The sequence below is a fragment of the Nonomuraea sp. NPDC049028 genome (assembly GCF_043197735.1).
Taxonomy (GTDB): Bacteria; Actinomycetota; Actinomycetes; order Streptosporangiales; family Streptosporangiaceae; genus Nonomuraea.
In genome coordinates this window covers 282,651-304,896 of record NZ_JBICTR010000014.1, presented here as the reverse complement: position 1 = coordinate 304,896, position 22,246 = coordinate 282,651, and the positions used below count along the sequence as shown (strand labels likewise).

At 71.6% G+C, this 22,246-nt stretch carries 22 protein-coding genes; 14 read left to right on the top strand and 8 right to left on the bottom strand.

The window, feature by feature from the left end; genetic code table 11:
* Positions 1-32: 32 nt before the first annotated feature.
* Genes ACGFJ2_RS46915 through pdhA form a run of 3 tightly spaced genes read right to left on the bottom strand, consistent with a single transcriptional unit; the run spans position 33 to position 3,758 of the window.
* Complete coding sequence (locus ACGFJ2_RS46915) at positions 33-1,637, bottom strand: dihydrolipoamide acetyltransferase family protein (RefSeq protein WP_393479699.1); 1,605 nt, start codon at positions 1,635-1,637, stop codon at positions 33-35.
* Complete coding sequence (locus ACGFJ2_RS46910) at positions 1,634-2,650, bottom strand: alpha-ketoacid dehydrogenase subunit beta (protein ID WP_358199947.1); 1,017 nt, start codon at positions 2,648-2,650, stop codon at positions 1,634-1,636. Before ACGFJ2_RS46910 ends, ACGFJ2_RS46915 begins: the two co-directional genes overlap by 4 nt.
* A gap of 1 nt (position 2,651) precedes the next feature.
* Positions 2,652-3,758: a pyruvate dehydrogenase (acetyl-transferring) E1 component subunit alpha gene (gene pdhA / locus ACGFJ2_RS46905; protein ID WP_357952088.1), complete on the bottom strand. Its 1,107-nt coding sequence runs from the start codon at positions 3,756-3,758 to the stop codon at positions 2,652-2,654.
* A gap of 120 nt (positions 3,759-3,878) precedes the next feature.
* Between pdhA and ACGFJ2_RS46900 the strand changes: the two genes are divergently transcribed.
* Positions 3,879-4,388, top strand: coding sequence for an Lrp/AsnC family transcriptional regulator (locus ACGFJ2_RS46900; RefSeq protein ID WP_357952087.1), 510 nt, complete (start codon positions 3,879-3,881; stop codon positions 4,386-4,388).
* Here ACGFJ2_RS46900 and ACGFJ2_RS46895 read toward each other — a convergent pair.
* Positions 4,385-4,861, bottom strand: a complete 477-nt coding sequence (locus tag ACGFJ2_RS46895; RefSeq protein WP_357952086.1) for a hypothetical protein — start codon at positions 4,859-4,861, stop codon at positions 4,385-4,387. The genes ACGFJ2_RS46900 and ACGFJ2_RS46895 overlap by 4 nt on opposite strands.
* Positions 4,862-4,993: 132 nt before the next feature.
* Between ACGFJ2_RS46895 and ACGFJ2_RS46890 the strand changes: the two genes are divergently transcribed.
* From ACGFJ2_RS46890 to ACGFJ2_RS46880, 3 genes are read left to right on the top strand one after another with little or no spacing between them, the layout of a single operon-like run.
* Positions 4,994-6,556 carry a GMC family oxidoreductase gene (locus tag ACGFJ2_RS46890; RefSeq protein ID WP_393479695.1) on the top strand — a complete coding sequence of 521 codons (1,563 nt, stop codon included), beginning with the start codon at positions 4,994-4,996 and terminating at the stop codon, positions 6,554-6,556.
* A gap of 36 nt (positions 6,557-6,592) precedes the next feature.
* Positions 6,593-8,011 (top strand): aldehyde dehydrogenase family protein, encoded by a 1,419-nt coding sequence (locus tag ACGFJ2_RS46885; RefSeq protein ID WP_357952084.1) that lies wholly within the window; start codon positions 6,593-6,595, stop codon positions 8,009-8,011.
* Between the two features lie 44 nt (positions 8,012-8,055).
* Positions 8,056-9,231 (top strand): M20 family metallopeptidase, encoded by a 1,176-nt coding sequence (locus ACGFJ2_RS46880; RefSeq protein ID WP_393479691.1) that lies wholly within the window; start codon positions 8,056-8,058, stop codon positions 9,229-9,231.
* A gap of 79 nt (positions 9,232-9,310) precedes the next feature.
* On the opposite strand, the gene ACGFJ2_RS46875 is transcribed toward ACGFJ2_RS46880, so the two are convergent.
* Together ACGFJ2_RS46875 and paaZ are read right to left on the bottom strand one after the other, a co-directional pair.
* Complete coding sequence (locus tag ACGFJ2_RS46875; protein ID WP_393479689.1) at positions 9,311-10,144, bottom strand: enoyl-CoA hydratase/isomerase family protein; 834 nt, start codon at positions 10,142-10,144, stop codon at positions 9,311-9,313.
* Between the two features lies 1 nt (position 10,145).
* Positions 10,146-12,200 carry a phenylacetic acid degradation bifunctional protein PaaZ gene (gene paaZ / locus ACGFJ2_RS46870; RefSeq protein ID WP_393479686.1) on the bottom strand — a complete coding sequence of 685 codons (2,055 nt, stop codon included), beginning with the start codon at positions 12,198-12,200 and terminating at the stop codon, positions 10,146-10,148.
* 170 nt (positions 12,201-12,370) lie between these two features.
* On the opposite strand from paaZ, the gene paaA reads away from it, so the two are divergent.
* The 8 genes from paaA (at position 12,371) to ACGFJ2_RS46830 (ending at position 19,175) form a co-directional block, all read left to right on the top strand.
* Positions 12,371-13,369: a 1,2-phenylacetyl-CoA epoxidase subunit PaaA gene (gene paaA / locus ACGFJ2_RS46865; protein WP_357952080.1), complete on the top strand. Its 999-nt coding sequence runs from the start codon at positions 12,371-12,373 to the stop codon at positions 13,367-13,369.
* Positions 13,366-13,659 (top strand): 1,2-phenylacetyl-CoA epoxidase subunit PaaB, encoded by a 294-nt coding sequence (gene paaB / locus ACGFJ2_RS46860; protein WP_357952079.1) that lies wholly within the window; start codon positions 13,366-13,368, stop codon positions 13,657-13,659. Before paaA ends, paaB begins: the two co-directional genes overlap by 4 nt.
* 106 nt (positions 13,660-13,765) lie before the next feature.
* Positions 13,766-14,674: a 1,2-phenylacetyl-CoA epoxidase subunit PaaC gene (gene paaC / locus ACGFJ2_RS46855; RefSeq protein WP_393479681.1), complete on the top strand. Its 909-nt coding sequence runs from the start codon at positions 13,766-13,768 to the stop codon at positions 14,672-14,674.
* Between the two features lie 38 nt (positions 14,675-14,712).
* Positions 14,713-15,225: a 1,2-phenylacetyl-CoA epoxidase subunit PaaD gene (gene paaD / locus ACGFJ2_RS46850; RefSeq protein ID WP_357952077.1), complete on the top strand. Its 513-nt coding sequence runs from the start codon at positions 14,713-14,715 to the stop codon at positions 15,223-15,225.
* A 1-nt stretch (position 15,226) separates the two neighbouring features.
* Positions 15,227-16,318: a 1,2-phenylacetyl-CoA epoxidase subunit PaaE gene (gene paaE / locus ACGFJ2_RS46845; RefSeq protein ID WP_357952076.1), complete on the top strand. Its 1,092-nt coding sequence runs from the start codon at positions 15,227-15,229 to the stop codon at positions 16,316-16,318.
* Between the two features lie 54 nt (positions 16,319-16,372).
* Positions 16,373-17,551 carry a thiolase family protein gene (locus tag ACGFJ2_RS46840; RefSeq protein ID WP_357952075.1) on the top strand — a complete coding sequence of 393 codons (1,179 nt, stop codon included), beginning with the start codon at positions 16,373-16,375 and terminating at the stop codon, positions 17,549-17,551.
* The gene (locus ACGFJ2_RS46835) at positions 17,548-18,288 is read left to right on the top strand and encodes an enoyl-CoA hydratase/isomerase family protein (protein WP_357952074.1); all 741 of its coding nucleotides are present in this window, start codon (positions 17,548-17,550) and stop codon (positions 18,286-18,288) included. Before ACGFJ2_RS46840 ends, ACGFJ2_RS46835 begins: the two co-directional genes overlap by 4 nt.
* A complete protein-coding gene (locus ACGFJ2_RS46830) occupies positions 18,285-19,175 on the top strand; it encodes a 3-hydroxyacyl-CoA dehydrogenase family protein (RefSeq protein WP_393479677.1) in 891 nt (296 codons plus the stop codon). The genes ACGFJ2_RS46835 and ACGFJ2_RS46830 overlap by 4 nt, the downstream gene beginning before the upstream one ends.
* A gap of 97 nt (positions 19,176-19,272) precedes the next feature.
* Here ACGFJ2_RS46830 and ACGFJ2_RS46825 read toward each other — a convergent pair whose 3' ends face one another.
* Positions 19,273-19,902 (bottom strand): TetR/AcrR family transcriptional regulator, encoded by a 630-nt coding sequence (locus tag ACGFJ2_RS46825; RefSeq protein ID WP_357952072.1) that lies wholly within the window; start codon positions 19,900-19,902, stop codon positions 19,273-19,275.
* Positions 19,903-19,971: 69 nt separating this feature from the next.
* Positions 19,972-20,538 carry a hypothetical protein gene (locus tag ACGFJ2_RS46820; RefSeq protein WP_393479675.1) on the bottom strand — a complete coding sequence of 189 codons (567 nt, stop codon included), beginning with the start codon at positions 20,536-20,538 and terminating at the stop codon, positions 19,972-19,974.
* A 193-nt stretch (positions 20,539-20,731) separates the two neighbouring features.
* On the opposite strand from ACGFJ2_RS46820, the gene ACGFJ2_RS46815 reads away from it, so the two are divergent.
* On the top strand, positions 20,732-21,094 hold the full coding sequence (locus ACGFJ2_RS46815; protein ID WP_357952070.1) for a nuclear transport factor 2 family protein: 363 nt from the start codon (positions 20,732-20,734) through the stop codon (positions 21,092-21,094).
* 194 nt (positions 21,095-21,288) lie between these two features.
* The gene (locus ACGFJ2_RS46810; protein ID WP_393479672.1) at positions 21,289-22,194 is read left to right on the top strand and encodes a CHRD domain-containing protein; all 906 of its coding nucleotides are present in this window, start codon (positions 21,289-21,291) and stop codon (positions 22,192-22,194) included.
* Positions 22,195-22,246: the final 52 nt, after the last annotated feature.

Below are 22,246 nucleotides of genomic sequence, written 5' to 3'. Positions count from 1 at the left end.
CGGGGCCGGTCGCTACACGTCTGTGCCGGTCGCTACACGTGGGCGAGCAGGATCGCGGGGTTCTCCACGCAGTCGGCCACGTAGCGCAGGAAGCCGCCGGCGGCGCCGCCGTCGCAGACGCGGTGGTCGAAGGTCAGTGACAGCTGGGTGACCTTGCGGGGTACGACCGCGTCGCCGGTCACCCAGGGGCGGTCGATGATGCGGCCGACGCCGAGGAGCGCGGCCTCGGGATGGTTGATGATCGGGGTGGATCCGTCCACGCCGAAGACCCCGTAGTTGTTGAGCGTGAACGTACCCCCGGTCAGCGCCGTGGGAGGCAGTCCGCCCGAGCGGGCCAGGCCGGTGAGGCGAGTCAGCTCCGCGGCGAGTTCCGCGGTCGTCATCAGGTGCGCGTCCCGGACCACCGGCACGACGAGACCGCGATCGGTCTGCGCGGCGAAGCCGAGGTTGATGTGACCGTGCCGGACGATCTCGGCGCGGGCGGTGTCGACCGAGGAGTTCAGCTCGGGGAAGCGTCGCAGGCCGGCCACGCAGATGCGGGCCAGGAGCGCGAGCAGGCCGATGCCGAGCTCCGGGCGGTCCTGGCGCAGCGCGTCCTTCACCGCGAGCAGGCCGGTAGCGTCGACGTCCACCCAGGTGGTGGCGTCGGGGATCTCGCTGCGGCTGCGGGCCAGCTTGTCGGCCACCACCCGCCGCAGCCCGCGCAGGGGGATGCGCTCCGCCGTCAACGCCGTCCCGGCCGAGCCGAGCACAGACGCGGGCGGCACCGCTCCTGTCGCGCCGCCCGGAGAGGCGGGCGTCGTTCCGGTCGCAGGGAGCGCAGACGCGGACGCCGTTCCCGTCGCAGGCAGCGCAGACGCGGACGCCGTTCCCGTCGCGGAGAGCGGGGGCGCGGGCGATGCCGCGGAGTCCCCGGGTGCCTTGCCGAGGTCGGCGATGGCCTGCTCGACGTCGCGACGAAGGATCACGCCGCGAGGTCCGGTGGGGGTGATGGCGGCGAGATCCAGTCCGTGCTCGCGGGCGATCCGGCGGACGAGCGGCGAGACCACGCGCGGCGCCTGTCCCGGTGCGTGCTGCGGCGCGCGCTCCGGCGCGTGCCCCGGCGCAAGCTCGAGTTCGGCCACAAGCTCCGGCTCGCCCGCACGCTCGGGTCGAGCCGCACGCTCCGGTCCGGCGGCAAGAGGAGCGGCGGACGCTTCCGGTGCCGTTTCGGGGGTCCTGCGGTCGGTGCGCCGGGAGCCGCCCCGGCGCCGCCGCGTGCCGGACGTGCGGCCGGTGCCGTACCCGATCAGGACGTTGCCGGAGCCGGCCTGCTCCTCCTCGCGGTAGCGGGCCGCCGCGGGATCCGTGTCCTGGTCGACGGTGGCCGTGTCCTTGTCGGCGGCCGCGGGGCCGACCTCGATGAGTGGTTCGCCGACCGTCAGGACGGTGCCCGCCTGCGCGTGGAGCCGCAGGACGGTCCCGGCGAAGGGGACCGGCACCTCCACGGCCGCCTTGGCGGTCTCGACCTCCACCACGATCTCGTCGATCTCGACCCTGTCGCCGACGGCGACCTTCCATACGACGATCTCGGCTTCCGTCAGGCCCTCGCCGAGGTCGGGCAGCCGGAACACCTGCCGCGCGGCAGTGGTCGTCATGACGCCTCCCGAGCCAGGTGCAGGAGATCGGGCTCGTCGCCGAACTGGAGCCGGTCGACCGTGTCGAGGATCCGGTCGACGTCGGGCAGATGCGCGTGCTCGAGGATGGGCGGCGGGTACGGGATGTCGAATCCCGAGACACGCAGCACGGGGGCGGCCAGGGAGTGGAAGCAGCGCTCCTGTACGCGGGCCGCGATCTCCGCGCCCACCCCGGCGAACCCCTGGGCCTCCTGGACCACCACGCAGCGGCCGGTCTTGCGTACCGAGGCCACGACGGTCTCGTCGTCGAACGGGACGATCGTCCGCAGGTCCACCACCTCCAGGGAGATGCCGTCCTGGGCAGCGGCTTCGGCGGCCTGGAGGGCCACGGGGACGCTCGGCCCGTAGGCGACCAGCGTCGCGTCGCGTCCCTCGCGCCGTACCACCGCCTGCCCGAACCCCCCGGCCCGCCGGTCGGCGGGCGTGATGTCGCCTTTGGACCAGTACAGGCGCTTGGGCTCCATGAAGATCACCGGGTCGGGGTCGGCGATGGCGTCGCGCAGCAGCCAGTACGCGTCGTCCGGGGTCGCGGGGGTCACGACCTTCAGCCCCGGAGTGTGCGCGTAGTAGGCCTCGCTGGAGTCGCAGTGGTGCTCGACACCGCCGATGCCGCCCGCGTACGGAATCCGGATCACCATCGGCAACGACAGCCGCCCGCGCGTGCGGTTGCGGAGTTTGGCCACGTGTGAGGCGATCTGCTCGAAGGCCGGGTAGGCGAAGGCGTCGAACTGCATCTCGACCGCCGGGCGGAACCCACCCATGGCCATGCCCACGGCCAGGCCCACGATCCCCGCTTCGGCCAGCGGGGTGTCGAAGCACCGATCCTCGCCGAACTCCTTGGTCAGCCCGTCGGTGACGCGGAAGACGCCGCCCAGCGGACCCACGTCCTCGCCGAAGACGAGAACCCGCTCGTCTTCGCGCAGCGCGTCCCGCAGCGCGGTGTTCAGCGCCTGCGCCATCGTCATCGTGGTCATGTCAGTCCTCCGGGGCGGTCAGCTCGGACGCCAGCAGCGCCCGCTGCTCGCGCAGCTGGGGTGTGGGCTCGGCGAAGACGTGGTCGAACAGCTCGAACGGGTTCGTCTCCGGGTCGGCGTTCATCTCGTCGCGCAGGCGGGCGGCGTACTCCTCGGCGGCCGCGTGCGCGGCGGCGACGGCCTCGGCGTCCAGGAGGCCCCGGCCGCGCAGATAGGTCTCCAGGCGGGCGAGGGGGTCGGCCGACTCCCACCGCTCGACCTCTTCCGTCTGCCGGTACCGGGTGGCGTCGTCGGCGTTGGTGTGGGCGTCCATGCGGTAGGTGTGCGCCTCGACCAGGAAGGGGCCGCCGCCGGTCCGCGCCCGCCGCACGGCCTCGGTCAGGACGGACAGCACCGCGACGAGGTCGTTGCCGTCCACCTGCTCGGACGGGATGCCATAGCCGATCCCCTTGTACGCGAGCGCGGGAGCCGCGGTCTGCCTGGCCAGGGGCACCGAGATCGCGTACTTGTTGTTCTGCACGAAGAACACGACGGGGGCGTGGAGGACCGCGGCGTAGTTGAGCGCCTCGTGGAAGTCGCCCTCGCTGGTGCCGCCGTCACCGATGAAGGCCATGACGACGCCGTCCTCGCCCTTGCGGCGCAGGGCCTCGGCCATGCCGACCGCGTGGATGGTCTGGGTGGCCAGCGGCGTGCACTGCGGCGCGACCCGCGTGGCGGCGGGGTCGTACCCGCAGTGCCAGCCGCCCCGCAGCAGGGTGAGCACCTCGACGGGATCCATGCCGCGGGAGACCAGGGCCACGCAGTCCCGGTAGGTGGGGAACAGCCAGTCGTCCTCGCGCAGCGCGAGCACGCCGGCGATCTGGCAGGCCTCCTGCCCGCGGCTGGACGGGTAGACGGCGAGCCGGCCCTGCTTGGTCAGCGCGGTGGCCTGACGGTCGAAGCGGCGGCCCAGGACCATCCGGCGGTACGCCTCCAGCAACTGCTCATCGGCGGGCGCCGGGTAACCGGCGGGCGCTCGCACGGCCGTACCGTCCTCGGCGATGAAGCGCACTGGCTCGGGTGAGGGGAGAAGGCCGTCGACCGCTTGACGGCGCGTCCGCACGGACATGGCGACGCTCTCTTTCTCTGGACGTTTGACAAGGAAAGCGTCGACCTCCAGAACCATCTGTTCAAGACATCAGGCATGATGAGCGACAAATGGGTTCAATGGGGACGCGGGGAGGGCCAAATGTCAGCGGACGAGGGCGTTGAGGGGGGCTGGCCGGGACATTCGGCCAGCAAATTGGACGGGGTGGACCGCGCGATCATCGCCGAGCTGCTGCGCGACGGCCGGATGTCGATGCGGACGCTCGCCGAGCGCGTCCACATCTCCCGCGCCAACGCCTACGCACGCCTCACGCGGCTGATGGACGACGGAGTGATCACCGGCTTCACGGCCGAACTCGCCCCGCACAAGGCCGGTCTGGGCACCAGCGCGTACGTCTCGGTCACCATCGAGCAGAACTCCTGGCGTACGGTGTCGGCCAGGCTCCGGAGCATCCCGTACGTCGAGCACTTCGCGATGGTCGGCGGCGACTACGACGTCCTGGTCCTGGTCAGGACGCCGGACAACGCGGCGCTCAGGCAGGTGGTGCTGGAACGCATCCAGGACGTCCCCGGCGTCCGGGCCACCCGCACCTGGCTGGTGTTCGACGAGGCCCGTGGGCGGGGCACGGACTGGGGGGCACGGGAGAGCTAGCGTGTTTCCCGGGACGCCTTGTACTCCTCCAGGAGCGCGTCGAGGCTGCGCACCATGAAGGTGTAGTACTCGTGCATCTCCCGCAGGCGCGCCCCCTGCCGCTCGGGCAGGTCGGCGGCGCGGCGCCGCGCGCTCTCGGCCAGGGTCAGCAACTCGGTCGTCTGCTCCAGCTGGTGCTGCAGGCAGCCGCTCCAGGCGTCGTCGCGCCATTCGTAGACGTACTGCCGGGAACCCGGCTGCTTGAAGCGCCGCACGGTTCCGCTGACCATCAGCAGGCGCGTCGTCTCCGACACCGAGCCCTTGCTCGCGTCCAGGGCCTCCTGCAGCTCCGTCATCGTCATGGGCGCCTCCCTGAGCATGAGGACGCCCGCGGCCCGTCCGGCCATCGGCGGCCAGCCCATCGCCCGGCCGATGTGCAGTCCGAAGTCGTCGATCAGGGGATTCACCGCATCGTCGCCGACCGGGCTGGACACCACCGGACTCCCATCGCTCAGAAAAAAATGAACTTTCACTATTGACTGAACTTTCCGCTGGAGGGCAGTCTACCGGCTAACAGCGGTTCGGGCATGTCTGGAGCCGCGCTGCCTGAATGCAGGAGGTTCGCCGTGACAGGCACGGGCTGGGACATCATCGTCGTGGGAGCCGGTTCCGCCGGCGCGGCACTCGCCGTCCGCTCCGCCGAGCGGGGCAAGCGCGTCCTGCTGCTGGAGGCCGGGCCCGACTACCGGTCGGCGCAGATGCACGAGGCGTGGCGGTCGCCGAACCCCGTCCGGGCGCTGCTGGATCCCAGCGCTACCGAGGGCCTGGTCTGGATGGGCGTCAATTCCTCCCGGACCGACAAGCAGGCGCAGGCGCCGTACTGGCGCGGGCGTGGGGTGGGTGGCAGCTCGTCGATCAACGGGCAGATCGCGATCCGCCCGCCGGTGGAGGACTTCGACGACTGGGCCGCGGCGGGGTGCGCCGGGTGGTCATGGCAAGACGTGCTGCCCTACTTCGCGAAGCTGGAGGACGACGCGGAGTTCGGGGACGAGCCGTACCACGGGCGCGGCGGGCCGACACCGATCTTCCGGATGCCTCGGGAGCAGTGGGGAGCGGTGGACTCCGCCCTGTCGGCCGCCGCGCTGGCCGCCGGACACCCGTGGGCCCCGGACGTGAACGCGCCTGGTGCGAGCGGGGTCTCGCCTTACCCGATCAACTCGCGCGCCGGGCGCAGGGTCACGGTCAACGACGGCTACCTCGAGCCGGGCCGGTCCCTGCCCGGCCTCACCGTACGCGGCGGAGCCCTGGTGGACCAGGTCGTGTTCTACGGCGACCGCGCCACCGGCGTCCGGGTGATCGTGGACGGGACGGCGACGACCGAGTACGCGGACGAGATCGTGCTCAGCGCGGGCGTCATCCACTCCCCCGCGATCCTGCTGCGGTCGGGGGTCGGCCCGGCCGCCGACCTGCGCCGGCTGGGGATCACGGTACGCCGGGACCTGCCGGTCGGCCTCGGCATGCAGGACCATCCGATGATCGTCGTCGAGCTGCCGCTGACCTCGGAGGCCGCCATCAAGACGGCCGACGACCGCCACACCAATGTCTGCGTCCGCTACACCAGCGGCCCCGGGGGTCTGCCGCACGACATGATGTTCGTCTCGCTGAACCAGAACGTCCTGTCGATGGAGGCCGCCGACACCCGGTTCCCGGCGGGCGGCTTCGGCGTGTGGCTGAACCAGAACCATTCGCGCGGCGTACTGTCGCTGACCTCCGCCGACCCCGAAGCCCAGCCCGAGGTGCGGGAGCGGATGCTGTCGGACGCCCGCGATCTGGAGCGGCTGCGCCAGGGGGTCCGCGCCCTGGTCGAGATGGCGCGCGGGCCCGAGGTCGCCCCGATCCTCGACGGCTCGGTCGAGGCCCGCAACAGCCGCCTGTTCGCGGTGCTGGACAACGAGGCCGAACTCGACGACCACCTCCTGGCCACCGCGGTGGACGCCCAGCACGGCACCAGCACCTGCCGGATGGGCGCACCCGGTGACGCCGCCACGGTGGTCGATCCGTCGTGCCGCGTGCTGGGGGTCGACGGGCTGCGCGTGGTCGACGCCTCGATCTTCCCCTCGGTCCCACGGGCCAACACCAACCTGGCAGCGATCATGGTCGGCGAGCTCATGGCCGACCGCCTCGGCTGAGTCCGCCCCCACTTACTTCGCAAGGAGCACCATTTCGTGAAGACCCTGCAGAACCTGATCGGCGGCATGTGGGAGGACTCCCGTGGTGACGCGTTCCACGACGTGATCGATCCGGCGACCGAAGAGGTCGTCGGCCGCTCCCCCGGCGGCTCGCCGGAGGACGTCCGCCTGGCCGTCGACGCGGCCGTCCAGGCGCAGCCGGCCTGGGCGGCCCTGCCGGTCGCCGAGCGCGTGGAGCGCCTGTCCCGGTGGGCGGACACGATCGCCGAGCACGCCGGGGAGCTGGCGGAGCTCGAATGCCGGGAGATGGGCAAGCCCGTCGCGCTCGGCCGTACCTTCATCGGGGGCGCGGCGCAAGGATTCAAGGCGGCGGTGGCCGAGGCCCTGGACTATCCGTTCGAGGAGACCGTCGCCGGTCCTGGCGGGAGCGCCACCACGATCCTGCGTAAGCCGCTCGGCGCCACGGCGGTCATCGTGCCGTGGAACTTCCCGGTGCCCATGGCGCTGGGGGCGCTCGGCCCGCTGCTGGCGGCGGGCAACACCGTCGTGCTCAAGCCGTCCGAACGCTCCCCCATGTCGGCGGTACGGCTGCTGGAACTGATGGACCTGCCGGCCGGCGTGGTGAACCTGGTTCTCGGCGACTCCCGGGCCGGCGCGCCGCTGGTCGCGGACGAACGGATCGGGCTCGTCCACTTCACCGGCTCGGTCGAGGCCGGACGCCGGGTCGGCGCGGAGAGCGGGGCCCTGCTGCACCGGGCGATCCTCGAACTCGGCGGCAAGGACCCCGTGGTAGTGGACGCGGGCGTCGACCCGGCCGCGACCGCCGCGGCGGTCGCGTTCGGCGCGTTCGCCAACTCCGGCCAGATCTGTACGTCCATGGAACGCGTCTACGTGCACCAGGACATCGCCGAGGCGTTCGTCGACGCCCTCGTCGAGGTCGCCAACGGTTACGCCCTGGGAGACGGGCGCGACGAGAGCACGGTGCTGGGCCCGCTGGTCGACCGGCGTCAGCGCGACATCGTGGACCGGCACGTCACCGACGCGGTCGACCGCGGCGCCACCGTCCGCACGGGCGGGACCGTGCCCGAGGGCAAGGGCTTCTTCTACCCCGCCACCGTGCTCACCGGCGTGGACGACTCCATGCTGGTCATGACCGAGGAGACCTTCGGCCCGCTCGCCCCGGTCGAGGTCGTCTCCTCCTTCGAGGAGGGGCTGGAGAAGGCGGCCGGCACCCGTTTCGGCCTCGCCGCCACCGTGTACACCAACGACCCGGCGCACATGGCCGCGGCTCGCGACATCCCGGCCGGGGTCGTGTGGGTCAACCAGTGGCAGGGGGGCGGGCCCGAGCGGCTGTACGAGCCGGCGGGTGACAGCGGCATGGGGGCGACCGGGTCCCGGGCCGCCTATGACGCGGCCACCCGCCCTGTCTCGATCCACACCGCCCCGTCCGCGTGACGGACCCAAGGGGAGTGGACTCAGCGGGAATGGGCGCCGGGGACGTGGCTGGGGTGAAAGGTGGGGCGGCGGGCGGCGCCAAGCGGCATGCCGCCAACGCCGTCGGCGCCTGGAGCAGCCGCCTGGTCGAGCTGTCCCATCGCATCCACTCCCACCCCGAGCCGGCCTTCGAGGAGACGCGGGCCAGCGCGTGGGTGGCGGACGCGCTGAGCGCCGCCGGTTTCGACGTCCGGCACGGCTGCTACGACCTGCCCACCGCCGTACGGGCGAGCGTGGGAACGGGTCCGCTGCACATCGGGATCTGCGCCGAATACGATGCCCTGCCCGAGATCGGGCACGCCTGCGGGCACAACATCATCGCCGCCGCGGCAGTGGGCGCCGCAGTCGGACTGGCCGGGCTGGCCGACGATCTCGGACTGACGGTGACCGTCCTCGGCACTCCGGCCGAAGAAGGCGGCGGCGGCAAGATCCTCATGCTGGAGCGCGGCGCGTTCGCGGGGCTCGACGCGGCGATGATGGTCCATCCCGCCGCGGTCGAGATGGCGGCGATGCCCGGCTCGGCCGTCGCCCAGTTCGAGGCCTCCTACCGGGGGAAGCCCGCCCATGCGGGCGCGTACCCGGAGCTGGGCGTCAACGCCGCCGACGCGATGACCGTCGCGCAGGTGGCGATCGGGCTGCTGCGCCAGCAGACGGGCGCCGGTGACCGCGTCCACGGCATCGTCACCCAGGCCGGCACCGCGCCGAACGTGATCCCCGACGCCAGCCACGGGCGGTGGATCGTCCGAGCCTCCACGCTGGAGGCCCTGGCCGAGCTCAAGCCACGCGTGCGGCGGTGCTTCGAGGCGGGAGCGGTGGCCACCGGGTGCGAGCTGACGGTCACTCCCCTGGGCCCCGACTACGCCGACCTGCGGCCCGATGCGGGGATGCTCCGGCTGGACCGGGCCAACGCCGAGGCGCTGGGGCGCGTCTTCCCGGACCTGCCCGGCGGTGCTCCGGCCGGCGCGGCCACGGACATGGGTAACGTCTCCCATGTCGTTCCCAGCATCCATCCCATGCTGGGGCTGGACTGCCTGCCCGCGGTCAACCATCAGCCCGAGTTCACCGCGGCCTGCGCCACTCCGGCCGCCGACAGAGCGGTCCTGGACGGCGCCACCGCGATGGCGTGGACCGCCATCGACCTCGCCCACGCCGCATCCGCTCAGCGGGCCTCCCACGGCTGAGCCCCGGTCCGGCAGCCCGCGTTCGCCCCGGTCACCTCACTGGTGACCGGGGCGAACGCCGTACTGGAGAGGCGCGAGCTCAGTGCCCCTCGAAGGCGGGCTTGCGCTTGGCGAGGAACGCCTCGACTGCTCCGGTGTGGTCGGCGGTCAGGCCCAGCTGGGCCTGGGCGTGCGCCTCGGCCGTGAGCACCGTCCCGAGGTCCCGGCCCCAGGACTGTGCGATCAGCAGCTTGGACGCGGCGTAGGCGGCGGTCGGCCCCGCCGCGAGCCGGGCCGCGAACTCACGGCCCGCCGTACCGACGTCCGCGCGTGGGACCACGCGACCGGAGATCCCCCACGCGACGGCCTGCTGAGCGGTGAAGGACTCGCCGAGCAGGACGAGTTCCTTGGCCCGCGCCTCGCCGACCGCGCGGGTGAGCGTCGTGGACAGCCCGGAGTCGCACGTCAGCCCGATCCCGGTGAACGCCGTCGCGAAGACGGCCTCCTCGGCGAGGACGCGCAGGTCGCAGGCCAGCGCGAGAGCCAGCCCCGCGCCGACGCACGTACCGTTGACGGCCGCGACGACCGGCTTGCCCATCGTGGCCACGAGCCGAATGATCGGCGCGTAGTCCTCCTCGACGGTGTCGAACGCGTGCTCCGCGTCGGCGCGCAGGGCGGCCGCGTGCTCGGCGAGGTCCTGACCGACGCAGAAGGCGCTGCCCGCGCCGGTCAGCAGTACGGCACGGACGGCGTCGTCGGACGCGGCCTCCTCGAGCGCCCGGCGCAACGCCGTCTTCGTCCCGGCGTCCAGCGCGTTGCGGCGATCCGGGCGGTTCAGGGTGAGAACGGCCACGGCCCCGTCACGCTCGAAGATGACCGTGGTCGCGTCACGTTCGAGGACGACCGGGGTCGCGTCCTGGCTGGGTGCGGACATGTCAGGCCTCCGGCGCGGACGTCGCCGGCCAGGTCTTCGCCACGAGGGTCAGCACGTCGTACGTGGCGACCGCCTGGCCGTCCTGGTTGGACACGACGGCGTCCCAGCGGACCTCGCCGTAGTCCGCGCCGCCGCGCGGAGTGATCTGCTTGACGGTCAGCGCCACGTCGATCGCGTCGCCGGGCTTGACCGGGGTGAGGAAGCGGAGTCCGTCGACGCCGAAGTTCGCCAGGACCGGTCCGGGTGCCGGGTCGACGAAGAGACCGGCGGCCAGGGACACGACGAGGTAGCCGTGGGCGACGATGCCGCCGAACAGCGGGTTCCGCGCGGCGGCCGCGGCGTCGGTGTGCGCGTAGAAGGTGTCCCCGGTGAACTCGGCGAAGTGCTCGACGTCCGCGAGCGTCACCGTCCGCGGCGCGGAGGCGATCGTGTCGCCCACGCGCAGCTCCGCCAGGGACTTCCGGAAGGGGTGGACACCGGAGTCGACGCGCGCGGCGCCCGTCGTCCACCGTCCGGTGATCGCGGTGAGCTGGTCCGGGGATGCCTGTACGGCGGTGCGCTGCATGTGGTGCAGGACCCCTCGGATGCCGCCGAGTTCCTCACCGCTCCCGGCCCGGCCGGGGCCGCCGTGGACCAGGACGGGCAGCGGCGAGCCGTGTCCGGTGGACTCCCCGGCGTCGTCCCTGTCCAGGACGAGGACGCGACCGTGCCAGGGCGCCAGCCCGAGCACGACGGACCGCGCGACCTGCGGGTCGTGGGTGACGACGGAGGCGACAAGACTCCCCTTGCCCCGTGCGGCCAGGGCGACGGCCGCCTCGACGCCGTCGTAGGTGAGCACGGTGCTCACCGGGCCGAACGGCTCCACGTCGTGCGGCTCGCCGGCGCCGGGGCGCGCGCGCAGCACGAGCGGGGTCATGAAGGCGCCGCGCTCGGGGTCGCCGTCGAGCAGGGCCGCGCCTTCGGGGTCGCCGAAGACCACCTCGGCACCCGCCGTGAGCGCTTCGACGGCCTTGCGCACCTCGTCGCGCTGGGCGAGCCCGGCGAGCGGGCCCATCCGTACGTCCGGGTTGCGCGGGTCGCCGACGGTCACCTTCGCCAGGCGGGCGGTGAGCGCGTCGACCACCTGGTCGGCCATCGCCTCGGGTACGAGCACCCGGCGGATGGCCGTGCACTTCTGCCCCGCCTTGACCGTCATCTCGGTGACGACGCCCTTGACGAACAGGTCGAACTCCGGATCATCCGGCAGCACGTCCGGCCCGAGGATCGAGCAGTTGAGCGAGTCGGCCTCGACGCCGAGCAGGACGCCGCCGTCGAGCACGTTCGGGTGGCGGCGCAGGACGCCCGCCGTGTGCGCCGAACCGGTGAAGGCGACGGAGTCCTGGATCGTCAGCTCGTCGAGCAGGCCACCCGCGCCGCCGGCGACGAGCTGGAGCGTCCCCTCGGGCAGGATCCCCGACTCGATGATCAGCCGGACGGCGAGTTCGGTGAGGTACGCGGTCTGGCTCCCGGGCTTGACGATCGACGGCAGCCCGGCGAGGAAGGCCGGAGCCAGCTTCTCCAGCATGCCCCAGACCGGGAAGTTGAAGGCGTTGATCTGCACCGCGACACCCGGCCGCGAGGTGTAGACGTGCTGGCCGACGAAGGTGCCGCCCTTGCCCAGGCGTTCGAGGCCGCCGTCGAGGAACACCGTGTCGTTCGGCAGCTCGCGGACCCCCTTGCTGGCGTAGCTGAACAGGGTGCCGATGCCGCCGTCCACGTCGACCATCGTGTCCCGTGAGGTGGCTCCGGTCCGTACGGACAGTGCGTAGAGCTCCTCCTTCCGCGCGATCAGGTGCTTGGCCAGCGCCTTGAGCAGGGCCGCCCGCTCGTGGAAGGTCAGGGATCGCAGCGCGGGTCCGCCGTTGTCCCGGGCGTGCCGGACCATCGCGGCGACGTCCAGCCCCCGGCTTGAGATTCGCGCGACCTCCTCACCCGTGGCGGCGTCGAGCAGAGGTTGCCCGTCGTCCGCCGCCCGGAACCACCGTCCGGCGGCGTAGCTCTCCAGCAGCGCGCTCACGCTGTCTCCTCTCTGCGGTTCTGCGGTTCCGCGGTTGGCGGGGGGCATCGGTCCTCTAGAACATTCCCCGTCACCGCGACCTGTTGCGCGGGACCCCCGACCCATGCGATGGTATTACTGACCGAGCGATAAGTAAATACGACCGATGTCACCGATGTCTCGGAGGAACGATGACCACGACTCCGGCGGAGCCGGAACTGGAGGAGCGGCTGCAGGCCGGGTTCGACGCGACCATCGCGCGCAACGACCGGATCGAGCCCCGCGACTGGATGCCGGACGACTACCGCAGGACGCTCGTACGCCAGATCGCCCAGCACGCGCACTCCGAGATCATCGGCATGCAGCCCGAGGGCGCCTGGATCGGCCGCGCCCCATCCCTGCGCCGCAAGGCGATCCTCCTGGCCAAGGTGCAGGACGAGGCCGGGCACGGCCTCTACCTGTACTCGGCGTGCGAGACCCTTGGCGTCTCCCGCCTCGAGCTGACCGAGCTGCTGCTGGCCGGCCGGCAGAAGTACTCCTCGATCTTCAACTACCCGACGCTGTCCTACGCCGACGTCGGCACGATCGGCTGGCTCGTCGACGGAGCCGCGATCTGCAACCAGGTGCCGCTCTGCCGCACGTCTTATGGACCGTACGGGCGCGCCATGATCCGCATCTGCAAGGAGGAGTCCTTCCACCAGCGGCAGGGCTACGAGCTGCTCATGACGATGATGCGCGGCACCGACGCCCAGCGTGCCATGGTCCAGGAGTCGGTCGATCGGTTCTGGTGGCCGTCGCTGATGATGTTCGGGCCGCCGGACGGCGAGTCCCCCAACAGCGCGCGGTCGATGGCGTGGGGCGTCAAGCGCAACTCCAACGACGAGCTGCGCCAACGCTTCGTCGACATGACGGTCCCGCAGGCCGACGCCCTCGGGGTGACGCTGCCCGACCCCGACCTGCGCTGGAACGAGGAGCGCGGGCACCACGACTTCGGCGACCCGGACTGGGCGGAGCTCGCCGCGGTCATCCGCGGCGACGGGCCGTGCAACGCCGAACGTCTGCGGCACCGCCGGACGGCCCACGAGGACGGTGCCTGGGTACGCGAGGCGGCGTCGGCATTCGCGAACCGCTCCGCCGAAGCGAACGGCTCGACGTCGGTGGGCCCGTCCGACGAGGGCGGTGCGCGATGAGCCCCGACCGGCGGGAATGGCCGCTTTACGAGGTGTTCGTCCGTAGCAAGCGCGGGCTCAACCACGTCCACGTCGGGTCGCTGCACGCTCCGGACGACGCGATGGCCCTGCGGCACGCGCGCGACGTCTACACGCGGCGCAACGAGGGCGTGAGCATCTGGGTCGTACGGGCCGACGCCATCACGGCCTCCAGCCCGGACGAGAAGGATCCCTTGTTCGCGCCGAACGGCGACAAGGTCTACCGGCACCCGACGTTCTACGAGATCCCCGAGAACGTGCCGCACATGTGACCCGGCCGACCACTCTTCCGGCCATCCAGACCATTCAGTCCAGTCCGAGCCACCCGATCCATCCAGTCCACTTCAATCCACCGACACGTCCGGAAGGCGGACCACCATGAGCGACGACCACGGCAGCGTCTTCGACGGCCTGATCGGCGGGGATTCCGCGCAGTGGGCGTTCGGCACCGATTTCGAGGACCCGCTGGCCGGCGTCGACACGACCGTGCCCGAGGGCGTCGACCACGCCGAACTCGCCGCGTACTGCCTCATGCTCGGCGACGACGCGCTGATCATGTCGCAGCGCCTGTCCGAGTGGTGCAGCCGGGCGCCGGACCTCGAAGAGGACATCGCCCTGGCGAACATCGCCCTCGACCTCCTCGGGCAGGCGCGCCTGCTCCTGGCGCGGGCGGCCGCCGCCGACCCCGGCGTCGTGCCCGCCCTCCCGGAGGGCTCGCCGGTGCCCGCGGAGGACGCGCTGGCGTTCTTCCGTGACGCCGGGCAGTTCGGCAACGTGCGCCTGGCCGAGGTGGCGAACGGCGATTTCGCGCACGTCGTCGTACGTCTGCTGCTGTTCTCGGTGGCGCGGCTCGCGCTGCTGGAACGGCTGCGCGCGAGCACCGACACGGTGCTGGCCCACGTGGCGGCCAAGGGCGTCAAGGAGCTCACCTACCACCGGGACTGGGCGGCTCGCTGGTTCCTCACGCTGGCGCAGGGCACCGAGGAGTCGCGCCGCAGACTCATCACCGCCCTCGGCGACCTGTGGCCGTACCAGCCGGAACTGGTCGCCACGCACCCCGTCGAGCGCTCGCTCGCGCGGGCCGGGGTCGGTGTCGACCCCGCGACCGTCCGCGCTGAGGTGGACGGCATCCTCGACCAGGTGCTCGCCATGAGCGGCGTCGTCCGCCCGGACCGTCCGCCCCTGACGGGCGACGGCGGGCGGCACGGCACGCACACCGAGGCTTTCAGCGGCTTGCTCGCCGAGATGCAGGTGGTCGCACGCGCACACCCGAGCGGGCGCTGGTGACCGCCCAAGAGCGAGCCGCCGGGTTTGAGGGGGTGCCCGTGAGTGGCCGAGAGCGGGCCGTCGAGGTCGCCGGGCAGGTGCGTGATCCCGAGATGCCGATGCTGACCCTCGCCGATCTCGGTGTGCTGCGCGGTGTCGACGTCGAGCGGACAGCGGACGGCGACGAGGTCGTGGTCGCCTCGATCACCCCTACCTACACCGGCTGCCCGGCCATGGGCACCATGCGCGACGACCTGGTCCATCGGTTGACCGACGCGGGATTCCCCCATGTCGAGGTGCGTGTCGTGCTCGATCCGCCCTGGTCGAGCGACTGGATCTCCGAGCGGGGACGGGCCGCCCTGCGGGAGGCCGGGCTGTCGGCCCCCGGCCCCGCCCGTCGGCAGAGCGGGCCGGTGGCGCTCACGCTCGGGCCGCGGCGGCTCGCCCCGGCCTGTCCGCGCTGCGCTTCGACGGCCACCCGCCTGGTCTCCGAATTCGGCGCCACCGCCTGCAAGGCCCTCTACAGCTGTACCGACTGCCTTGAGCCGTTCGAGCATGTCAAGGAGATATGAGATGAGCACGCTCGCGCCCGGCCGCGCGACGACCCGGGCGTCCGCCGCTTTCCACCAGCTGACCGTGGCGGCGGTCGACCACCTGTGCGAGGACGCCGTGGCGATCACGTTCGCGGTGCCGGAGGAGTTGCGCGAGGTGTACGACTTCCGGGCCGGGCAGTCGCTCACCCTCCGCCGCTTCGTGGACGGTCAGGAGCACCGGCGGTCCTACTCGATCTGCGCACCGGCCGGCGCCCCGCCGCGTATCGGGGTCCGCGAGATACCGGACGGGCTCTTCTCCTCCTGGCTCGTCCACGAGGTGGTGCCGGGAACGCGGATCGAGGTGCAGGCCCCGACCGGCTCGTGGCGGGCCGACCCGGCGCTGGGAGAGCGGCACCTGTGCATAGCCGCCGGGTCGGGCATCACCCCGATGCTGTCGGTCGCCTCCACGGTGCTGGCCCATCCCGGCGCCCGGGTGTCGCTTCTGTACGGCAACCGGACGAGCCGTACCGTGATGTTCGCGGAGGAACTCGGCGACCTGAAGAACCGGTACGGACCTCGGCTCCAGGTCGTCCACGTGCTGTCGCGCGAGCCACGCGAGGTCGAGTTGTTCTCGGGGCGGCTCGACGGCGACCGGCTGCGTCGCCTGCTCACCCAGCTGGTTCCGGTTGAGACGTTCGATCACGTCTGGTTGTGCGGGCCGCTGCGCATGGTCGAGGACGCGCGGACCGTACTCACCGAACTCGCCGTCCCCGCGCGGAACGTCCACGTCGAACTCTTCTATGCCGACGCGCCCCCGCCACCGCCGCGGCGGGCGGACAGGATGACGACCGGCGCGAGCAGCGTGCTGACGACGGTGCTCGACGGCCTGCGTACGACCTCTACCGTCTCCCGGGAGACGACGCTCCTCGACGGCGCCCAGGCGACGCGGGCCGACCTGCCGTTCGCCTGCAAGGGTGGGGTCTGCGGGACGTGCCGCGCGGTCGTTCGCGAGGGTGAGGTGGACATGCGCCGTAACTACGCCCTCGAAGAGTCCGAGGTGGCGGCCGGGTTCGTGCTCACCTGCCAGACGTTTCCCGTCAGCGAGAACGTTACGGTCGACTACGACGCCTGACCTTCGCTTTCACTGTCCGATGTTCTCTGCGTTTCCCGATCACAGGAGCTCTTCGTGACCGAAGCCTTCGTCGTCTCCGGCGTACGGACGCCGATAGGCCGCTACGGCGGCGCGCTGGCCCACGTCCGCCCCGACGATCTCGCCGCCCTCGTCGTGGGTGAGGCCGTCGCACGGGCGGACATCGACCCTGGTCTCGTCGATGAGGTGGTCTTCGGCGCGGCCAACCAGGCCGGCGAGGACAACCGCAACGTCGCCCGGATGGCCGCTCTCCTGGCGGGCCTGCCCGACACGGTGCCCGGCTTCACGGTCAACCGGCTCTGCGCCTCCGGCCTCACCGCGGTCGCGACGGCGCGCGCCCTCATCGCGGCGGGTGACGTCGATGTCGTCGTCGCGGGCGGGGTGGAGTCGATGACCCGGGCGCCGTGGGTGACCGAGAAACCGGCCAAGGCGTTCGCCAAGCCGGGTGCGTCCTTCGACACCTCGATCGGCTGGCGGTTCACCAACCCCCGTTTCGACGCCGCGACGACCGCCTCCATGCCGCAGACCGCCGAGACGGTGGCGCGGCGCTGGGGTCTGACCCGCGACGAGCTCGACGCGTTCGCGCTGCGCTCCCACGAGCGGGCCGTCGCGGCGATCAAGGAGGGCTGGTTCACCGACGAGATCGTCCCCGTACCGGTCGGCGCAGGCGTCGTCGACGTCGACGAGGGGCCGCGGCCGGACACGAGCCTGGAGCGGCTGGCCCGGTTGCGACCGGTCAACGGTCCTGACGGGGTCGTCACCGCCGGCAATTCCAGCTCGCTCAACGACGGCGCCGCGGCCGTCGTCGTGGTGAGCGAGCGCTTCCTCGAACAGTCCGGCCTGACCCCGCGGGCCCGGCTCGTGGCGGCGGCGAACGCCGGAGTGCCGCCGGAGATCATGGGGATCGGCCCGGTCCCGGCGACCCGCAAGGTGCTCGAGCGCACCGGGTGGAGCGTGGACGACCTCGACGCCGTGGAGCTCAACGAGGCGTTCGCCGCGCAGTCCCTCGCCTGCGTCCGCGATCTCGGGCTCGACCTCGACGTGGTCAACGCCGACGGCGGAGCCATCGCCCTCGGGCACCCGCTGGGCGCGTCCGGGGCCCGGATTCTCGTCACCCTGCTCGGCCGGCTCGAACGCTCCGGCGGCCGGCGCGGGCTGGCGACCATGTGCGTCGGTGTCGGCCAGGGCAGCGCTCTCCTGGTGGAGCGGCCATGACGCTGATCGTCGAGGAAGGGGCCGACCGGGTCGTGTGGCGGCTCAACAGGCCCGAGGTCCGCAACGCGATCGACCGCGAGCTGGTCGCCGCGCTCCACCAGGCGTGCGCCGCCGTCGAAGAGGAGCCGCGCGTCGTACTCCTGACCGGCGAGGGCCCGGCCTTCGCGGCCGGAGCGGACATCGCCCAGCTCCGCGAGCGGAACCGGGACGACGCGCTGCGGGGCATCAACTCGAAGATCTTCGACCGCATCCACCGGCTGCCGATGCCGACCGTGGCCCTCATCGACGGGTACGCCCTGGGCGGCGGGGCCGAGCTCGCGTACGCCTGCGACTTCCGCATCGGCACGCCGCGCGCGCGGATCGGCAACCCGGAGACGGACCTCGGCATCGTCGCGGCGGCCGGCGCGGCCTGGCGCCTCGCCGAGCTCGTCGGGGAACCCCTGGCCAAGGAGATTCTGCTCGCGGGCCGTGTTCTCACGGCTGAGGAGGCGCGGGCCGTGTACCTGCTCAACGACGTCGTGGAGCCCGAAGACCTGCTGGCCGCGGGACATCGGCTCGCCGACCGCATCACCGCGCGGGCACCGTTGGCGACGCGGCTGACCAAGGCCGTCTTCCACGCCCCGCGGGCCGCGCACCCGTTCGTCGACGACGTCGCGCAGGCGGTCCTGTTCGAGACGGAGGAGAAACACACCCGCATGACGGCATTCCTGAACCGGCGACAGGAGCGAAGCTCATGACCGGCGACGCCCAGGCGCAGACGCAGACGCAGTACGCGACCAGTGGTGCCCTGCCACGGACGGTGGGTGTCTTCGGCGGTGGGCGGATGGGGTCCGGGATCGCGCACGCGTTCCTGGCCTCGGGCAGCCACGTGATCGTCGTGGAGAACGGCCCCGAAGCGGCTGACCAGGCCAACGCCCGGGTGGGCGACAGCCTGGCCAAGGCCCACGCCAAAGGCAAGCTCGAGATCCCGCTCCCGGACGCCCTGGCCCGGCTGCGGACGACCACCGATCCGGGCGACCTGGCCCCGTGCGAGCTCGTCGTCGAGGCGGTTCCGGAGGACGCGGCGCTCAAGACCGAGGTGCTCGCCCTGGTCGAGCGGCGGGCGCCGGACGCGGTGCTCGCCTCGAACACCAGCAGCCTGTCGATCGGCGGGCTCGCCGCCGCTCTGGCCTCGCCGGGCCGCTTTCTCGGGCTGCACTTCTTCAACCCCGTCCCGGTGAGCGACCTCGTCGAGATCGTCACCGGGCCTCACACCGAGCCGGCGCTCGTGACGCGGGCTCAGGAGTGGGTGACGGCCCTCGGCAAGACGCCGATCACCGTCGCGGACTCGCCGGGTTTCGCGAGCAGCCGCCTCGGCGTCTGCCTCGCGCTCGAGGCGATGCGAATGCTGGAGGAGGGCGTCGCGAGCGCGGCCGACATAGACACGGCGATGACACTCGGCTACCGCCACCCGATGGGACCGCTGCGGACCACCGACGTGGTCGGACTCGACGTGCGGCTCGCGATCGCCGAACACCTGGCGCGCGAGCTGGGACCCCGTTTCGAACCGCCGCGGATCCTGCGCGGCCTCGTGGCCGCCGGGCATCTGGGCCGCAAGACGGGCCAGGGCTTTTATGTGTGGTGAGCAGGCAGGCGCTGAGGTGGGCGCGGTCGCGCGGGCTGAGACTTCAGTGTCGGTCGCGTGGGCTGAGACTTCAGTGTCGGCGGGTCGCGCGGGGAGTTCAGGGTTGGTGGCGGGCCAAGCCGTCGAAGGCGATGACCGTGATGGCGTCGGCGACCGTCGCCGCGTCGTACACACCGTCCGGGCGATACCACTCGACCAGCGAGTTCACCATGCCGAACAGCAGCCGGCTCACGAGCGTCGGCGGTACGTCGTCGCGCAGCGAGCCCTCCGCGACGGCGTCCGCGACGAGCGCGGCGAGGCGGTCGTCGAGCCAGCGACGCCGCTCCAGGGCGGCCAGCTCGATCCCGCTGTTGCCGCGCACCCGGAGCAGGAGCGTGACGGAAGGCTGGTGTGCCACGAGCACCTCGACGCTGCGCCGCACCACCTCACGCAGGCGTTCGTACGCCGTCGCCCCGGCCCGATCGCGAGCGGCCGCGGTCACGACGGCGGTGAGCTCGTCGAGAGCGTCGTCCAATGCCTGGCTGAGCAGTTGCTCCTTGCTCGTGACGTGGTGGTAGATGGCCGGCTTCGTCAGTCCGAGCTCCTTGGCCAGGTCTCCCATGCTCGTGGCGTCGTACCCCTTGCGGTTGAACAGCTCCACGGCGGTGCGCAGGATCGCGGCCTGGTCGTAGCCGGGACGGCCACGACCACGGCGCGGGGTCGGCTCGGCGGGCTCGGTCGTCGTCACGAAAGAAGGATCTCACGGCAGCTCAGGCGCTCCGGTGGCCGCCTTGCGCCCTGACGGCCGGCCGCGCGCTCACGCCGGGAAGTCCTTGGGGTTGATCGAGGTGGTCCGCGCGTTGCCGCCCCTGACCGGGTTGAGGGTCAGAGTCCAGACGCTCCTTGAGGTGGCGGTCGTGGTGAACCTCAGCCGATCGTTGAACCGCTGGTACACGGCGCTCTGGCTGAACCTGCCCTTCGACACCCTGAACCGGGAGCCGGTGGTGAAGTAGACCCGGTACGTCCCGTCCCTGACGTCCCTGACGCTGGCGCTGGATCTGGCGCGTACGTAGATGCTGATCGCCTTGGTCCTGCCCTTGACCAGCGTGACGACGCCGTCCCTGGAGGTGCCGTTCTTGATCTTGAGCGTGCCCTGGCCGCCACTGACGCGGTCGTAAAGGATCTTGCCATTGCGAGGACGCGAAGCGGCGGCCGAATCGGCCGTCTGAGAAACCGAAGCGACGGTACGCTCGTCGGCCACGGTGGCGGCGGCCGGGGAAGCGGTCAGCAGGCCACCGGCCAGCGCGACGGCCGCGACGACACCGGTGCGTAATGGGGTTCCTTCGAGAAGTCTCTTCACCGTGAACATCTCCTTGGCGAACATCTTTTTGAGGGTCGCACGATCAGACCAAACATAGATCGCCTATCCGTTATTCACCAGGAGCCGGGAATTCGCGGCGAACGATCAGCCGATTCACCCGGCGACGAGACAACCACCTTCGTGACAGTTGCGCATGGCGCTTGATTCCGTATCGTCCTCACCAGCGGCCCCGACGACCACGTAAGGAACGATCGACATGTCCGACGATGTGGCGCGACGCGTTTTCCAGGTGGTCGACACATTCGACCCCGACAAGTTCGCCCAGTTGCTGACCGAGGACGCCACGCTGGTGTTCGGCAACGCCGAGCCGACGGTGGGGCGCGCGGCCATCGCCGCCGGGCTGCGGACGTTCTTCTCCACCATCGGCGGCCTGCGGCACCGGATCGTCAGGAGCTGGCAGGTGGACGCCGACACCATCGCCGAGACCGAGGTCACCTACCGGCGGCTCGACGGCAAGGACGTCAGCGTCGCGGCCGTGTCCATCTGGCGCACTCGTGACGACGGACTGATCTCGGACTACCGCATCTTCATCGACCTCGCGCCCGTCTACGCGGCTTAGTCAGATCGGATCTCCGGCCCCACAAGATCGCTATAAGCAGCGTACGCCTTTACAAGGTAAATCAACATCTTGGGCGCTTTTCCAATGCGTATTTCTACACGTTCCGTCGTTGAACCCGGCTGCTGCCGCACCCCGTACAACCGTGCGTCAACACAGCTATGAGCCTCACCCTCGAGGCGCTTGAAAGGGTCATCATGACGAAGCGCATCCTCACCGTCCCCGGCCTGGTTCTCGCTACCGCTCTGGTCGCAGGTGGCCTCGCGCCCACCGCGGCGCAGGCGAGTACGAGCTCCGATGTCTACCTGGCCGCCTCGCTGCAGGGCAAGAACGAGGTGCCCGCGGCGGGCGCGAAGGTCGGCGACAAGAACGGCAGCGCCATCGCCGTGTTCCGTATCCATGGCAACCAGGTCGATTACGCCATCCGCTGGCAGAACATCGCCGCCCCGACCGCGTTCCACATCCACCAGGGCAAGGCGGGCAAGAACGGCGACGTCAAGATCCCGTTCTTCGGCGAGGCGCTGCCCGGCAGCCTGAGCGCCGTGAAGGGGACCGTCAAGGTCAGCGACTCCGGCCTGCTCAACCGGATCACGAGCAACCCCAAGAAGTGGTACGCCAACCTGCACACCGGCGAGTTCCCCGGCGGCGCCGTCCGCGCCCAGCTCTACAAGATCCACCCGGTGGCGCTCGAGTCGGTGCTGGCGAACGGCTCACGCTCCACCCTCACCGCCTCGGCCGACGGCCGCCAGGAGGTCCCGGCGCCCGGTACGAAGGTCGGCGACAAGGACGGGCGGGCCGCCTGGCTCGTCTGGGTCAAGGGCACCCAGGTGCACTTCGCCACCGCCTGGAAGAAGATCGCCGCGCCGACGAACGGGCACATCCACCGCGGCAAGAAGGGCAAGAACGGCCCCGTGGTCGTGAACTTCTTCAGCGCCGCCAACGGCCTGCCCGCCGGGATCAACGGCATCGCGGGCACGGCGAGCACCTCCGCCAAGGTGGCCGGCGGGATCAAGCACAACCCGAAGAACTGGTACGTCAACCTGCACACCGGCGAGTTCCCCGGCGGCGCGGTGCGCGGCCAGCTCCACGGCGGCGGCTGGTAAGCCCCCCGATATCGCGCGGGCCGACCGATCAAGGTCGGCCCGCGCTTGTGCG

Coding starts and splice junctions, on each gene's coding strand:
- ACGFJ2_RS46915 (WP_393479699.1), bottom strand. CDS start 1,637: ATGACGACCACTGCCGCGCGGCAGGTGTTCCGGCTGCCCGACCTCGGC.
- ACGFJ2_RS46910 (WP_358199947.1), bottom strand. CDS start 2,650: ATGACCACGATGACGATGGCGCAGGCGCTGAACACCGCGCTGCGGGAC.
- pdhA (WP_357952088.1), bottom strand. CDS start 3,758: ATGTCCGTGCGGACGCGCCGTCAAGCGGTCGACGGCCTTCTCCCCTCA.
- ACGFJ2_RS46900 (WP_357952087.1), top strand. CDS start 3,879: ATGTCAGCGGACGAGGGCGTTGAGGGGGGCTGGCCGGGACATTCGGCC.
- ACGFJ2_RS46875 (WP_393479689.1), bottom strand. CDS start 10,144: ATGTCCGCACCCAGCCAGGACGCGACCCCGGTCGTCCTCGAACGTGAC.
- paaA (WP_357952080.1), top strand. CDS start 12,371: ATGACCACGACTCCGGCGGAGCCGGAACTGGAGGAGCGGCTGCAGGCC.
- paaB (WP_357952079.1), top strand. CDS start 13,366: ATGAGCCCCGACCGGCGGGAATGGCCGCTTTACGAGGTGTTCGTCCGT.
- paaC (WP_393479681.1), top strand. CDS start 13,766: ATGAGCGACGACCACGGCAGCGTCTTCGACGGCCTGATCGGCGGGGAT.
- paaE (WP_357952076.1), top strand. CDS start 15,227: ATGAGCACGCTCGCGCCCGGCCGCGCGACGACCCGGGCGTCCGCCGCT.
- ACGFJ2_RS46835 (WP_357952074.1), top strand. CDS start 17,548: ATGACGCTGATCGTCGAGGAAGGGGCCGACCGGGTCGTGTGGCGGCTC.
- ACGFJ2_RS46830 (WP_393479677.1), top strand. CDS start 18,285: ATGACCGGCGACGCCCAGGCGCAGACGCAGACGCAGTACGCGACCAGT.
- ACGFJ2_RS46820 (WP_393479675.1), bottom strand. CDS start 20,538: ATGTTCGCCAAGGAGATGTTCACGGTGAAGAGACTTCTCGAAGGAACC.
- ACGFJ2_RS46815 (WP_357952070.1), top strand. CDS start 20,732: ATGTCCGACGATGTGGCGCGACGCGTTTTCCAGGTGGTCGACACATTC.
- ACGFJ2_RS46810 (WP_393479672.1), top strand. CDS start 21,289: ATGACGAAGCGCATCCTCACCGTCCCCGGCCTGGTTCTCGCTACCGCT.